Annotated in this window: 12 protein-coding genes and 2 rRNA genes; 11 read left to right on the plus strand and 3 right to left on the minus strand. The window is 37.6% G+C overall.

The features are described 5' to 3' along the window. The 6 genes from GNT69_RS22360 to GNT69_RS22385 form a co-directional block, all read left to right on the plus strand. Positions 1–126, plus strand: a 23S ribosomal RNA gene (locus tag GNT69_RS22360); the annotation flags it as partial. An 85-nt stretch (positions 127–211) separates the two neighbouring features. Further along, positions 212–328: ribosomal RNA gene (gene rrf / locus GNT69_RS22365) — 5S ribosomal RNA — on the plus strand. A 1,605-nt stretch (positions 329–1,933) separates the two neighbouring features. Beyond that, positions 1,934–2,167 (plus strand): hypothetical protein, encoded by a 234-nt coding sequence (locus GNT69_RS22370; RefSeq protein ID WP_203557213.1) that lies wholly within the window; start codon positions 1,934–1,936, stop codon positions 2,165–2,167. A gap of 20 nt (positions 2,168–2,187) precedes the next feature. Next, positions 2,188–3,720: a sodium:solute symporter family protein gene (locus GNT69_RS22375; RefSeq protein ID WP_203557214.1), complete on the plus strand. Its 1,533-nt coding sequence runs from the start codon at positions 2,188–2,190 to the stop codon at positions 3,718–3,720. A gap of 141 nt (positions 3,721–3,861) precedes the next feature. Beyond that, positions 3,862–5,070, plus strand: a complete 1,209-nt coding sequence (locus GNT69_RS22380; RefSeq protein ID WP_203557215.1) for an MFS transporter — start codon at positions 3,862–3,864, stop codon at positions 5,068–5,070. Positions 5,071–5,095: 25 nt separating this feature from the next. Beyond that, positions 5,096–5,413 (plus strand): type 2 periplasmic-binding domain-containing protein, encoded by a 318-nt coding sequence (locus GNT69_RS22385; protein ID WP_203557216.1) that lies wholly within the window; start codon positions 5,096–5,098, stop codon positions 5,411–5,413. Positions 5,414–5,754: 341 nt separating this feature from the next. Here the strand turns inward: GNT69_RS22385 and GNT69_RS22390 are convergent, their stop codons facing one another. Both GNT69_RS22390 and GNT69_RS22395 read right to left on the minus strand, forming a co-directional pair. Beyond that, entirely contained in the window at positions 5,755–6,150 is a 396-nt protein-coding gene (locus GNT69_RS22390; protein ID WP_203557217.1) for a metallophosphoesterase family protein, read from the minus strand. A gap of 40 nt (positions 6,151–6,190) precedes the next feature. Then, positions 6,191–7,063, minus strand: coding sequence for a fibronectin type III domain-containing protein (locus tag GNT69_RS22395; RefSeq protein WP_203557218.1), 873 nt, complete (start codon positions 7,061–7,063; stop codon positions 6,191–6,193). A gap of 94 nt (positions 7,064–7,157) precedes the next feature. Here GNT69_RS22395 and GNT69_RS22400 point away from each other — a divergent pair, with 94 nt between their 5' ends. The 3 genes from GNT69_RS22400 (at position 7,158) to GNT69_RS22410 (ending at position 8,863) form a co-directional block, all read left to right on the plus strand. After that, positions 7,158–7,388: a hypothetical protein gene (locus tag GNT69_RS22400; protein WP_203557219.1), complete on the plus strand. Its 231-nt coding sequence runs from the start codon at positions 7,158–7,160 to the stop codon at positions 7,386–7,388. A gap of 77 nt (positions 7,389–7,465) precedes the next feature. Continuing rightward, positions 7,466–7,966: a hypothetical protein gene (locus GNT69_RS22405; RefSeq protein ID WP_203557278.1), complete on the plus strand. Its 501-nt coding sequence runs from the start codon at positions 7,466–7,468 to the stop codon at positions 7,964–7,966. A 474-nt stretch (positions 7,967–8,440) separates the two neighbouring features. After that, positions 8,441–8,863 (plus strand): acyl-CoA thioesterase, encoded by a 423-nt coding sequence (locus GNT69_RS22410; RefSeq protein ID WP_203557220.1) that lies wholly within the window; start codon positions 8,441–8,443, stop codon positions 8,861–8,863. A gap of 675 nt (positions 8,864–9,538) precedes the next feature. Here the strand turns inward: GNT69_RS22410 and GNT69_RS22415 are convergent. Further along, the gene (locus GNT69_RS22415) at positions 9,539–10,450 is read right to left on the minus strand and encodes an AraC family transcriptional regulator (RefSeq protein WP_203557221.1); all 912 of its coding nucleotides are present in this window, start codon (positions 10,448–10,450) and stop codon (positions 9,539–9,541) included. A 266-nt stretch (positions 10,451–10,716) separates the two neighbouring features. Here GNT69_RS22415 and GNT69_RS22420 point away from each other — a divergent pair, with 266 nt between their 5' ends. Next, positions 10,717–12,321, plus strand: a complete 1,605-nt coding sequence (locus GNT69_RS22420) for a glucose PTS transporter subunit IIA (protein WP_203557222.1) — start codon at positions 10,717–10,719, stop codon at positions 12,319–12,321. A gap of 46 nt (positions 12,322–12,367) precedes the next feature. Next, complete coding sequence (locus tag GNT69_RS22425; protein WP_203557223.1) at positions 12,368–14,482, plus strand: glycoside hydrolase family 3 N-terminal domain-containing protein; 2,115 nt, start codon at positions 12,368–12,370, stop codon at positions 14,480–14,482. Positions 14,483–15,028: the final 546 nt, after the last annotated feature.

Genomic DNA, 15,028 nt, shown 5'->3' on the forward strand with positions numbered 1-15,028 from the left:
CAAGATGAGATTTCCCATAGTTTATACTAGTAAGATCCCTGAAAGATGATCAGGTTGATAGGTCAGAGGTGGAAGCGCGGTGACGTGTGGAGCTGACTGATACTAATCGATCGAGGACTTAACCTAAAACGTTAAGGAAGATACTCCTTTTGCTTTTTCTTCTTACAAACATTATCTAGTTTTGAGGGAACAAACCTCATTTTAACAATTGTCTGGTGGCGATAGCGAGAAGGTCACACCCGTTCCCATGCCGAACACGGAAGTTAAGCTTCTAAAGCGCCGATGGTAGTTGGGGGCTTCCCCCTGTGAGAGTAGGACGTTGCCAGGCCACAAAAAAGAACAGTTTATGTGAGTAACAGGTTCCGTTAACAATCGTAAATATTAAAAATGTAATGAAAAAAGACCTTCAAATTGTATGGTAATTTGGAGGTCTTTTTTTGGCTAATATGAAAGTGTAAATTTAAAATTAATACTTTCCTAACGCATAAGGGCGACTACGCCTCTGTCTTCGCCCTTAGGGGCTCGCCAATCGGCGAGTCTTCTTTATTGATATAAAGGAATTTAGATCATTGTTTTGGGAGAACCTGCAATTGTTCTATTAAAATGTGGGGGTACAATCGCCAGTGTACCACAGCAAAATACACTATATTTTTTTTGAAAATGGTAACAAAGCCTAACCTTAAATAAAAACACAACAATATTTTTCTTTATACAACTGAATGTTGATTTCACTGCGTCTGAAAAATAAACGGAAAAAATCCGTCTAAACTGGGAAATACCGATATTTCCTTAAAAATAAGGGGAGTTTTTCCGTTTATACAATTCAAATCTTTGGATTTTGTCTTATTTAGAGCAGTTAACCGGAATTTCTCCACTTATATCTGCTTCTTCAGCTTCCCCTATCTACATTAGCAGGAAATTCTCCGCTTATTCATGCTCAAACCTACACACAACTCGATACGGAGACGGCGAAAATGGTTTGGAGTAAAACTCGTAATCCAAAGAATTAGAAATTAATAGCAAAATAGCAAGGGGACAAACCCTTGCTATTTCTAATGTTTTTTAATCTCTCTAACGTTACAAATGGCCCTACAATTTATAGTGCAAAAATCATTGGAAAATTTAAATATAGAAAATTAAAAAAGTTTAAAAAACGTTTTTTCTCCCCCTCTCTTCAATCTGAATTAATGGCCACGAATTAAAATCATACCTAAGCATTATTATAAAAATTAACTATTGATAAACTTTAAGTAGTAAAGGAATTTAATATTAACAAAATATAGAAAAATTAGAAAATTCAATTGACTTTTAATCTAGCTCTTTATATACTCAATTTATAAATATTGTTAACGGTGTTAACGAATCGTTAACAAATGCAAAATTAGACAATCCTGAGTTACAATTGACGCCAGCATCTGTCAAAAAATCCCTCCTGTAAATTCATGTAGCCGCTTTCATAGTGAAAGCGTAATGATTCTCATTTGCATGGGGCGTTGGTTTTTGGAAGGAATGCAAATGCGGTCAGTTGTTTTAAGGAAGATTTTAGAAACAGGTGAGCTGTTCTTCATTTTGTTGAAGAATTGCTACAACCTAAAAAGGGGGTACTTAAGGAAAGGAAAAAATGATTAAGAGTTAATTGATTTCAATTTTTAAAGGTTCAAAGGGGGCGTAAAAATCTACACGTGTTTATTCTTCATAAAATAAAAACATCTTTTACGTTGTCGCAAACGTGTTTCATAAAACTTTTAATTACATAAGCCAAAAAAAGATTACAGTTTATAAGTAAAAATAACTATGTAACGCAATAATTCAATTTTTCTCAACAACAAATTTTTGAGAAGTCTATAGAGATTTTCGAAAGCGCATACAACTTTATTATCTTATAGAAGGTAGGATAGGGATTATTAAAAGTAAGGGATAGAGGGGGATAAAAGTGACGCAAAAAACAAAGGTATTACTCGTAATTATTGGTTTTTCATTATTAACTTTATTTCATTTCGATTTTTGGTGGTTTCATTTAGTCGATCCAATTCTATTTGGGTTCATGCCATTTGCATTGTGGTTCCAAATTTTAACTGGAGGAATAGTAGCATCCATTTTCCTGTATTTTTCGTATAAAGTGATTTGGCCGGATGTTCCAGATGAATTTGATGAGGAAGTAGAGTAATAGCTTGGGGGGATTTTTTTATGAATAGTAGTGTAATGGTTGTTTTTATCGTTTCGCTTATTTATATGCTTTTTATTATAGCAATCGGATATGTATCGCAAAAAAGGACGCAGAATACAGGGGAAGATTACTTTTTAGCGAGTCGAAGTATTTCTGGATTTTATTTGTTTTGTGCCATTATTGGGACAAACCTATCTGCGTTTGTCATGCTAGGAATGCCAGGAGCTGCTTACCATAATGGCTTTGGGATGTATGGTTTAATAATGGGGGCCGGGGCCTTTTTGATTGCATTCACGACCTACTATTTTGGTTTAAGAATATGGATATTAGGGAAAAAGTTTAATTATGGGACTCCTAGTGAGTTTTATGGAGATCGGTTCAAGAGCAATGCAATATCAAATATTATGTTTCTTATTTTTGCTGTCTACACATTACCATATGTTGTATTAGGACAAATTGGTGCGGGAGCAGGATTTGAAACATTTACGAATGGTTTAGTTCCGTATTGGCTCGGATCGCTCATTATAACATTTGTTGTCGGTTATTATGTTTGGGGCGGGGGCATGCGAGGCACAGTGTTAACAAATACATTACAGGTTTTCATCTTTACAATCTTTCTCGTATTAGCCGTTTTTATGTTAGCAAATAATAGTGGTGGCTTTTCAGCACTTACAGAAAGAGTACTCCAAGAGAAACCACATTTAATGCAACGTGAAGGAATACCTGCCTTTTCATGGCAAATTTGGTTTAGTCAATGGCTTTTATTCGCTTTTGTTGTTTTAAGTTTCCCACATGTTTTTGTCCGATTATTAGCAGCAAAAGGAAGCAATGCCCTACGTCAAAATAGTGTTTATTATCCTTTGGGAATGGCGGTCATTTATTTACTAGCTGTAACTTTAGGTGTGTGGGGGGCAGTATTAATCCCAGGATTAGAAGGAAGCGCATCAGATAATATTGTTTTTATGCTTACATTCGAATACCTTCCAATTTGGATGAGTGGAATTGCCTTAGCTGGACTCTTTGCAATGGTCATGTCTACAATGGATGCCCAACTTTTAACAATGAGTAATCTATTTACGAATGACATTCTTAAAAAATACTTTAAAGTTGAAAGTGAAGCGAAAATGGTCTTCTATGGCCGTCTATTTGTTGTTGTGCTCTTAGCGATTTCCTATTTTGTTTCATTAATCAGACCGGCTAGTGTTTTTCAAATTGCTGAATTATCGTTTACTGGTACATCAGCGATGATTCCAGTCATCGTTGCAGCATTATATTGGAGACGATTAAATAGTTATGGTGCAATTGCAAGCTTGTTAACAGGCGCAGTGTTAGTACCCGTATACTTCTTTACAAACTGGCTGCCTAGTTTTGGCTTCTTACCGATTGTTCCCGTTTTTGTAGGATCATTCATTGTGATGGTCGTTGTTAGTTACCTTACAAAACCTCAGTATGAAAATGCAGACAGACATTTAAATGTATTAAATATTTATTTTAAAAAACGAAATAAGACAGTGGTGCATGAACATTCAGAATCTATTAAAGAAGCAAAATAATTCTTTACCAAAACCCGTACTCTAGTCGTGCGGGTTTTTATTTTTACTAGCGTAATAAGGATGAATGGAAACTGGAATGAATTGGAATTTGATATACAATTAGGAAAATTCTAAAAATATTTAGATTAGAAAGGGAAGGGTATGATGGAGGCTTTAGAACACGATTCGTTTACAGATAGAAAATATAAAGTTTTTACGACTATATTGTTTTGGACGGCATTAGTCGTTTTATGTTCTTTGTATATGACAATCCCGCTTTTACCCGTATTTGAGGCTGAATTTGCGGTGACGAGCAATCAAGCTGCGTGGGTGGGTAGTATATTTTCTTTATTCTTTGCATTGGGCTGTTTATTTTTTGGGATTGTTTCGGAAAAATACGGGTTAAAACGAGTGATGATTTTCGGCTTGTTTTTTATAAGTATGATGGCGATTTTAGTAGGTACAGCGAACAGTTTTCAGCAATTGCTGCTTTATCGAGCTTTACAAGGTCTCGTATGTGCGACTTTTTCACCTGTAGCCTTAACATATGTAGGGACGGTCTTTCCTATCCGGCACCGGGTTGGGACGATTGGTATGCTTAGCCTTGGATTTTTAATGGCTGGAATCATTGGTCAATTAATAAGTAGTTATTTTGAACCGATTTGGGGTTGGCGTGCGGTCTTTTATTTGCTCGGTGGGATTTATGGACTTACAACAGTTTTAATGATGTTCCTTCCTCGGGAAGAAACTGTGAACGATAACAGCATCATTATGGTTTTAAAAAAGATGATCCTTCCCTTTCAAAATAAACTGATCGTGTTAATTTATATGATTGCAATCACGATTTTATTGTCATTTGTCGGCATGTATACTGCTTTAGGGAATTACTTGGCAGAAGGTTTCGGATTCAGTGCGCAGCAAATCTTTTTAGTCAGGGCTATAGGGATCATCGGAATTGCTTTTTCTCCACTAGCTGGTTTATTCATTTATAAATTTGGAATATCACGTGTGTTGAATGCAGGTTTAATCGTATCTACCGTTGGTTTATTTTCGATGGGAATGAGTGGAAGCTTGGGATTGACGATTTTTATGAGTGTCGTATTTGTTGCTGGGATCGCGACAGTCGTTCCAACTTTAATTGCGTTTGTCGGGCAATTAGGGGGGAGCAATAAAGGAGTGGTGACGTCCATCTATGTGTTTATCCTTTTTGTAGGTGCAAGCTTGGGTCCTGTTCTCGCAACCTTCATATTACAAGTGACCGATTCAAGATGGTCGTTTTTCATTTTAGGAGTGCTTCTCACAGCCTCTTTGCTTTTATCGATGTTGATAGGAAAATTAAAAACAAAAACGCAAAAGGAACAAGTGGCTTGATGGGAGATAGGAAGGGAGGGTTTATATGAGAAAAATCATTTTAAAAGTTGTCATGTTGATTAGCGTTCTTGTGTTAACTGCTTGTGGATCTAATGCTACATCTCGTGACTTCGCTGATCGAGTGTATACACTAAATTATAATGTTATTACTCCAGATATTTCAGATAAAAGCAAAGCCCATTATTATGCGATGAAATGGTTTCCTGAAGAGCTTGAAGAAAGAAGTGAAGGTCGTATCTTGGTAAATGTCTATTTTAATGGTCAATTAGCTCAACTTCCAGAAATGCTTGATGCCGTCGCTACTGGATTAATTGATATGGGCTATGCAACAGCATCCTATTAAGGTGACTTGATTCCAGAGGCTTTTGTTACTAGTTTGCCCTATTTTGCTAAAGATGTTAAAAAAGCACATGAGCTATGGTATAACACAGAAATTGTATACTCTATGAAAAAACGCAACCAATGTTTGATAAGTTTGCTTCATTAAGTGAAAGGTGAGCGAGGATTTTGAGATTATTCGAGAAAATAGAGAATAAAACAAGATTAGAGGATGACGGTCGGAGGACCTCCACCCTGACTTATAAATGTACTTATTTTAGGTGGTGATTGTAGGTCAAATGTGCCTTTCCCTTAAGTGGTTTACATACAAGCTACACTATGGAGAGGCACCTGTTCCGCATTTTTTCAACGTTCGGTTTGAGTCAACTTAAATACATCAATGATCTTTCCATTGCGGTCATATACGTTGAAGAGCAACGTCTCATCATTTGTTTGAAGAACGGCACCGGTTTGCACCTTTCCATTAAACACGACATGATCCCATGGAAAACTTACATTATGGTAAAATTTTGGACCTGCAGAGCCTAGTGTAATGTAAGTAGTTCCACTGTTGATGGCGTTTTGGCTCGTGTTTTTCAGCCCATTAAGAATTGTCGTCCGTTTATAAACATGATCGTGGCCACCGATATAAAGGTGAACCCCAAGTTGTTGCATTTTCTTTGTGATTATTTCCCTGACCGGTCCCATCCCAGGGTCACTACTCTTACTATGCTTTCCTCCATAGTAAGAGTAGTCACCCATCACCACTTTCCATTTCTTGTCGGTTGAACGAAGGTCGTTTTCAAGCCAGGTTAGCTTCGTTGTTCATATACACTGTGTTCATCACAGCGATATGGACATCTCCGTAATCAAATGAATAGTTCGTTTCCTTGATTGTGCCTGTTCCATTTTTAGGAAGATTAAAGAAGTTGGTCAAGTGACTGGCGTGGATGTCCTTGTTCACTTCATGATTTCCTAGGAGATTCGCTAATAGCAAATCGAGGTCTTGATAAACATAGGTTAAAACATCATCCCAATGTTCGGTTTTCCCCCCGACATTGACAAGGTCTCCGATCTGAACCATCATCCGGCCATTTGGGTGATGCTTTTTCAGGACTTCAAGCATGTGAGTAAAAAGTTTAAAACTAGCAGGATTTCGATCTGGAACTTGTAAATCAGCTAATAAATAGATTGTGTTTTTCTCAGCTTGAACTGCAGTTTTAAAGGAATATTCTGGACTGCATGGCCTATTTTGGCGAAGACAAAAGCGATAGTCGTAAACCATCCCTTCTTGAAGCCCTGTTAAATGCACTTCATGAGAGGTGAAATGGCGTTGCTGAAAGCGCCAAAAATTTCCGCTGCTAAAAGAAGTCATTTTAGTTTTAACTGAGTCTGCATTTGCCCACGAATTTTCAACAGTTGGTTTAAATTGTAAATAAATGGACCCAAGTCTCTCATCAGTTACAAAGTTAATGCCAACTTCATCTTCGGTCACACCCGCATTCACAACAGGTGGAAACTCAGCTAAAACCATACCGACAGAACTCTTGCTGTTTAGCACAACATCAGTTTCATTTGGAACATGAAGTTCAGCCGTACCAACCCCAACAGGTAAAAAGAGAACAACGAATAGAACAAGATAAAGCTTTTTAAAAATAAAATCTTTTCTTTCCATCTCATCCTCCTTATCAATTAGTTTGCCCCAAATCATTCCAACTCGTTCAGCGGCATGCGGATTGAAGATATAGTTTTATAAGAAAGGTGTAAGAATGATGTTTTTACGTGGCTGGCTTATGTACAATAGAGGGAACAGAAAGAGAAGAAAAGAAGAGGAATCTTCTTTGCTAGAATTTAAAAAAGCGAATGTGAAACATATTAATGAGATTATAGAGTTTTGTTCACACGGTCAACGGGATACTTACAATGAAACCCATTGCAAAGACTACATAAAAGAACAAAAATACTTTTCAAATACAGAGGAAGGAAGTATAGATTTTTGAGATATTGCAGAGATGTTTGAGCAGTGTCAATTCATTGACCTTCGCAACCAACACTTTTGTACAAGGAGCTTTTACAAATGGGAAAAAAGAAACGTGGCCATTACTGCAAAGCATGTGGGAGAACTCGAGCGAACGAAAAGTTCAGTGGGAAGGGGCATCGGCTACATATATGTAAAGATTGCAAAAGGAATGGTAAAAAAGCACACGAGCCGTCAACTTCAAACATTGATCGAGAAGTACATAGGCTTAACAAGGCGATAAAGAATTGTCTGATCTTTTATACGCAAAGATTAAGTTTCTTTCTTTTTGAATATCATAGAGAAAGATATATAACAAGAGATGACTTCGAATCTGAGATTTTTCTCTATCAGAAACAGCCCAATCAAAATTTTATTGTTGTAGAATCTATGCAAATGACTTCACCTTTAATGGAAGTTCTATTTAAAAAGTATCATGAAACACTAGAAAATGGACTGGTTTTAGATTACGAAGAGATAGTAGAAAATGAATTTTTGGATTTATCAAAGAAGCGTAAACAACATCTGGAAGTGATTCTGTCGATGAATAATTTGATGTGACTTAAGCAAGAAAACCTCCATGGCCTTTGAGTGATTTTAATTTTGATTAACCATCTACTGGGTTATTTGTTGTGGAGTTTTTACTAATAAGCTCAAAAGGAGTATTTTTTTGGAAAGTGCCTTGTCTTAAGTGAAGTCACACCCCAGCACTACACTAGAGGATAGGTACCTATGCTGCATTTAGGTATGAGTCAATTTCTCCTATTAAGTGCAGTACATGGTTATTATATGGTGAGTGGTCAGGCTAAAGGGGGGTATTGTTCATTCCGATGTCGGTACTTAAAACTTAGGCAGAAGCATGCATAATGTTTTTGATCACGCGTTTCTGTCTGTATATGCTAGGTTGTTTATTTTGAATTTTATAATAATTATGTACAAAGTTTTTCAATATTGTTACAATTAGAATGTGCTTAATGTTTGTTTCGAAATTTTAGAATTATCTAATATGTTACTTTTTTAACAAAGGAGGATTATATGAAAATACATGAATATTCTAAGCGCGTTGAGTGGGGAGATACCGATGCAGCCGGGATCGTTTTCTCACCGAATTTTTATCGATGGTTAGATGAAGCGGTTCATTACTTTTTCGAAAGCGTTGGATACCCACTGACAAAGGTAATAAAAGAAGAACAGATTACAATACCTGTTGTAGAGTCTAAATGTTCATTTCAAAGACCGTTGAAATTTGCCGATCATTTTACAATCCAAACTACCATACTTGAAATTCGAGATAAAGTGATAAAATTTAATCATGATTTTATTAAAGATGGCGAAAAAATCGCAAGTGCATACCAAATTCGGGCAATCGTTGATATTACAGGAGAAAAGTTAAAGGCTGTTTCCATTCCACCTCATATTAGAAGAGCAATTAATGGGAGTCGGGTTGTTGTTGAATAAGGATAGGTTCAACTATATCAACAAATTATGTATCGAGGATTGCTCTCTAGAGCAATCCTTTTAGTTCATCCCACATTATTACTTTAAAGTTAATGCTGGTAATCGACCTTTTAATCCGAGTACTAAGTAAAAGTACAGCTAATATTGTATGTTTTTTCCAGAAAGGTCATTTGTGGGCATTTATGAACAATTGGCGGGAGTGAGCCGAAAGTTTTTTGAACGATATTGCTGGTAACGCGTTTTTTAATCCAAGTACTCGTATTAAAAATCCAATATTTCGTTGATATATTGCTAGTACTCGTAATAAGACGCTGTAAAATGAAGGTTTAAACCGAGTACTAGCAATAAAATGAGGTCAGAAGGCTGATATAATCCCTGTACTAGCAATAAAAAACGGCCAAAAATAGATTTAATCCAAGTACTAGTATTAAAACAGGCCCATAAAGAGTATTATTCCAAGTACTAGGAATAAACAAACAGCCTTATTATCACGGTTAATCCAAATACTAGGAATAAAACTTAGCCCCTTATAATCCACGTTAATCCAAGTACTAGCAATAAAACCTAGCCGATTTATCAACAATCCCCTTTATAAAAAAACATGTCACTTCTATCAATTGCTCCCATTTTTTCGATTAAAGCGAATGACAGGCATTGTTCTTATCCTAGTCACTCCTACTTCCTAAACTCCTTCTGTAAATTTTTAGGGGAAACATTGTATTCTTTTTTAAAAAGTCGATAGAAGCTCGAATAATCTTGAAAGCCGCACTTGGTGGCGATTTCCTCAATTGATAGCTCATTTTGCTTGATTAAAGGAACGGCCATTGCTAACCGTTTCAACAATACATATCGATAAAATGGCACCTTCATGTAGTTCTTAAAATAATGAGAAAAATAATATTTGTTTAAATGGAAATGATTTGAAACATTGTCCAAATTCATATCTGAGTCGGTTAAATGAGTTTCAATGTATTTTGTGATCGCATTAAAACGTTTATCGGCATCACTTCTTAAATTGTCCGTTGGCTTGCCATTTGTGGGATTAAAGATGATTTGCAGAGCCTGAAATAAGAGATAATGCAAGGCAAAGGAATGAGGCCCACTATTGTTCTTAATTCGGTGGGCGCTAATTTCTTTGAAGAGAGCGAGAATTTCCTTTAAGTTTTCCGAATGTAGATGAAAGACATATGATCCCTGTGTTTTATGATAAATTAAGCTATCATTCAAGGAAGGAGAGATCGATAGGAATTCTCCGAGTAATGATTTACTAATGGTCGTTACGATTCTCTCATAGTTGTCGAAATCGCTCACTTTTGCCCAATGGACCGCGTATGGGGGAATGATGACGACATCCCCTTTCGTTAGGGAATAGGTTTGTCCTTCACAAAAAAATTCACATTCTCCCCCTAAAAATACGAGAACTTCCATTGCGTCGTGACTGTGTAAGCGAAATAAATACTCAATTTTAGAATAATTTTCTAAAAATTCTTTAGGCATTCTACCCCAATCATGTGATTGATAATGTTTGCTCCAATAATAAATCTCAAAATCCTCATTCATTACGGGCATAAATGTCGATTCTCTCATAATAGTACTCCTTTTTTAAAAAGCAAGATATACAATATTTTTAGCAAAAACAACAATTTATTTCACACAATTCCTTGCTATTATATCACTGTAACGTAAATGAAATAATTCTTAGAGGAAATGAAAGCCTTGCCTTTTGGGGATTATAGAGATGTTAGTTAATCTCCAGTTTCGTTGGCATAATCATTTTGCTCTTTCTTCCTCTAAAATTTCTTAGTAAACAACAGTTGGACAGCAAAAGATATTACAACAAGGAGGATACAATCTTGGAAAACAATGCAACGACGACAAATCAGGCTGCAGAGAAAGAAACAGTCGTAAATAAAATTTTAGGGGCAATTAGCGGGAGTTTTGCGCCAATTTTAGGGGTGCTTGCCGGTTCAGGTTTAATTTCGGCATTATTATCGATTTTAATGTCATTAGGGTGGGTTTCTGCTGAAAGCGGTACCTACGCGATTCTGTCTGCTGCTGGACATGCTGTTTTTTACTTCTTCCCGATTTTCCTTGGCTATACGATGGCCAACAAGTTGGGAGCCAATGGTTTCGTTGGCGCAGCGATTGGGGCAGCGCTATTAGAGCCAAGTTATGTCAATTTAGTCACGAACCAGGCACAAGAGGTCGCGTTTTTAGGGATTCCGGTGATGTTGGCGAGTTATTCTTCAACCGTGTTTCCGATTTTAATCGCGGCATCGATCTACGCCTTATTAGATAAGTTTTTACGAAAAGTGATTTATAAAGAACTACAAATGTTTATCAACCCGATGATTTCATTGCTAATTATTGTGCCATTAACGATTCTCATTTTTGGTCCGTTTGGTACCTATGTCGGTCAAGGCTTAGCATTTGTTATTCAGTTTTTAATCAGCAATAGCGCTATCATTACTGGAGCAGTCATGGGAGCCGCATGGTCTTTCTTAACGATTTTAGGGCTGCATTGGGCGGTGATTCCAATTTTCATTGCTAATCTAGCCGCAACAGGTCTTGATCCAATTATGGCTATGATTGCCGCAGCTCCGTTTGCTCAAATCGGAATGGGACTTGGTGTCTTCTTGAAAACGAAAGATACGCAGTTAAAATTGCTTGCCGGATCAGGTTTATTGCCTAGTGCCTTAGCTGGGACAACCGAAATTATTACTTATGGGATTCTCGTCCGTTATAAACGAACGATGTTATACGTTGCGATTGCTGGAGCGATTGGTGGGGCAATTAATGGCGCATTAGGAGTATCCGGAACAGCGTTTGCACTCCCAAGTTTCTTGTCGATTCCAGTCTTTACACCGATCGGATTATATGTGTTAGGTGTCTTCAGTTCTTTACTTGTAGCCATGGTGCTTACGCTAGTATTCGGATATGAAGGCAAGCATGATCAAGCGGTGGTTGAAATAACAAACAAAGAATTTGGCTTAGGAAATGTAAAAAAAGAAACGATTGCGAGTCCATTAACTGGACGCGTGATTCCATTAAATAAATTAGCTGAGCCACTTTTTTCAACCGAAACGGTAGGGAAGGGTATTGCGATTGAACCGACAAAAGGGGAAATTATTTCTCCAGTCGATGGTGTCGTTACAACCTTATTCCCAAGTAAACATGCGATTGGAATTACCTCAAATGAGGGAGCGGAAATTTTAATCTATATTGGTGATAATACGGTTCATTTGCAAGGAAAATATTTTACCTCTCATGTCAAGCAATGGGATCCAGTAAAAAAAGGCGATTTGCTCATTGAATTTGACCTGGAAAACATAAAAGCTGCTGGTTATGATTTGAAATCTCCAATCATCATTACCAATACAGAACACTATTTAGATGTGAAACCAATGAAAGAAGGGGACGTTCAAGCAAGTGAGCCATTAATGAAACTGGATGCATAGGGCAAACAAACTTTTTTAAAAATAGAACTTATTAGGAGGAACTTACGTGCAAAAGCAACCAGAATTACAAGTGAGAACGAAGAAACTCATTGAACAAGATGGTCTGAAATTTAAAGATTTAAATAATAATGGCAAGCTCGACCCTTATGAAGATTGGCGGTTAAGCCCGAAAGAACGGGCGGAAAACCTTGTTTCCTTGATGAATATGGATGAAAAAATCGGAATGATGCTGATTAATTCAAGGAAAATGGGTCTTGCTCAGGAAGATAAAAGCAAGACAAGTCATGAAGGCGTATTAGATGAAAGTGTGATTGAAAAAGGCGAAACGATTTTCGCGATGAGCAAAGTATACGGAACGACGCATACAATTCTAAATAGAGACTTAAGACATTTTATTTTAAGAGACAATTTCAGCCCCGCGGAAATGGCGGAATGGGTCAACAAGATGAATGAAGTTTCCGAAGGATCACGCTTAGGAATTCCTGTGCTCGTGGCCTCAAATTCGAGAAATGAAAATGGTGAGGCCGTTTTCGGGATGAATGATGCAATTGGGATTTTCTCAACATGGCCAGGAACGCTAGGCCTTGCTGCAGCGGCAAAAGGGGATATTAAAAATGGTGGTGATGCCTCCCTTATTAGTGAATTTGCCAGCATTGCCCGAAAAGAATGGAATGCAACTGGTTTAAGAAAAGGCTATATGTATATGGCGGATGTAGTGACCGACCCAAGATGGCAACGGACATATGGTACATTTGGCGAAGATCCAGAGTTTATTGCCGATGTGATTGGCCGGATCCTTGATGAATTCCAAGGAGAAACATTAAGTAGTGATAGTATTGCAATGACAACGAAGCATTTCCCTGGTGGGGGAGCGCGAGAAAATGGCTTTGATCCTCACTATGAAGAAGGAAAGTGGAATCTTTATCCAACGCCAGGCAGCTTAGAAAAATACCATATGCCGCCATTTAAAGCTGCTGCCGAACATGGCACGTCTTCGATCATGCCATACTACTCGATTCCAAGCATTAAAAAGGGAGTCGTTCAGGAATTTGAAGGCGAAGAGATTCCATTTGAGGAAGTGGGCTTTGCGTTTAATCATTACTTCCTAAACCATATCCTTCGTGGCAAGCTTGGCTTCAAAGGCTATATAAATAGTGATAGTGGAATTGTCAATAATATGTGCTGGGGCGTGGAAAAGAGCAGTATTGCCGAACGTTTTGCAAAAGCAATTAATGCTGGTACCGATTTGATTGCCGACAGTAACGATATAGAAAATCTCAAATTAGCAATCAGTAAAGGCTGGATCAGTGAAAAACGAATCAATGAAGCAAATGTGCGACTGCTTACAGAAATGTTCGCATTAGGTTTATTTGATGAGCGCACGTACAATGACCCAGCAAAAGCGACAGAAGTTATTAGTACAAAGGCGCATTGGGATGCCGCATACGAAGCACATAAAAAATCAGTGACTGTATTAAAAAATTCAAACGAAACTCTGCCACTGACAGCGGACAAGCTAGATGGGAAAAAGGTTTATGTAGAAGTTTTCCATAAGGACCAGGAAAGAGCTGCTTCTTATAGTGAAAAAGCAAGAAATGAAGCAAAAGAACTCGGACTATTTACGTTAACAGAGAACTATGAAGAAGCCGATACAGCAATTCTGTTCCTTCAGCCAAAATCTGGTTCTTACTTTAATGCGACACCAGGTTTGCTTGAGCTGGAAATCTGTGAGGACAAAGTAAATGCGGCAATCGATGGTTCATTGTATCAGGAGACCACTATAAGCGGGATGGACCATTTAAAAGCAGTCGTTGACAGCGTTCATAGTCGCGGTGGCAAAGTCGTGATGAGTGTGAACGTTATCCTGCCATGGATACTAGGAAATGTTGAACCAATGGCCGATGCCTTGATTGCGGGTTATGATACGTTCTACAATGCCCAGCTTGAAGTGATAGCAGGGAAACATCAACCATCAGGTGTCTTGCCAATCACCCTACCAGCAAATGAAGAAGTCATTGCTGTGTACCAAGATGGCCGATGTGTCTCACCAAATGATGTACCAGGATACGACAAAGACAAATACATGCCAGCAGGAATGAGCTATGCTTATAAAGATTCAGACGGAAATGTCTATAAACTCGGACATGGATTGAGCTGGTAACATGGAAACAAAGCGGAACACCGTGGAACACCGTGGAACACCGGGACGGTTCTGGTGTTCCATTTCCCCTGGTGTTTCGAACGGTGCTGTTATGAAAATAGAATGAAACGAACCCTTTCAGGTGGTGGGTTCGTTTTTTTTTATGCTTTTTTAAGAATGCAACTCATTATTAATATGGATTTGCCCTATGTTCTTTTGGGACAGGCTATAGAAGAAGTTTGCGAGTTTGTCCATTTACTTATATATGAAACTAATGTACTATTTTGATTGAGGGAATCTAGTAAAAAAGAACCATAAAAACGCATAAAAAAGGGGGTCCTATGGATAAAAATCGATTCATTACTATAGGTTTAACGCTGGCTGGAATTATTGGCGGTTCTCAAATAGGTAGGGCAACAAGAAGTGTTAAAAAGGATGAAACACCGGGACGGTTCTGGTGTTCCATTTCGAACCCTTTCAGGTGGTGGGTTCGTTTTTTTTATGCTTTTTTAAGAATGCAACTCATTATTTGTTCATTATTTGAGTCGTTTCTTTTAATATGGATTT

The sequence above is a fragment of the Bacillus sp. B15-48 genome, from assembly GCF_016879755.1.
Taxonomy (GTDB): Bacteria; Bacillota; Bacilli; order Bacillales; family Cytobacillaceae; genus Mesobacillus_B.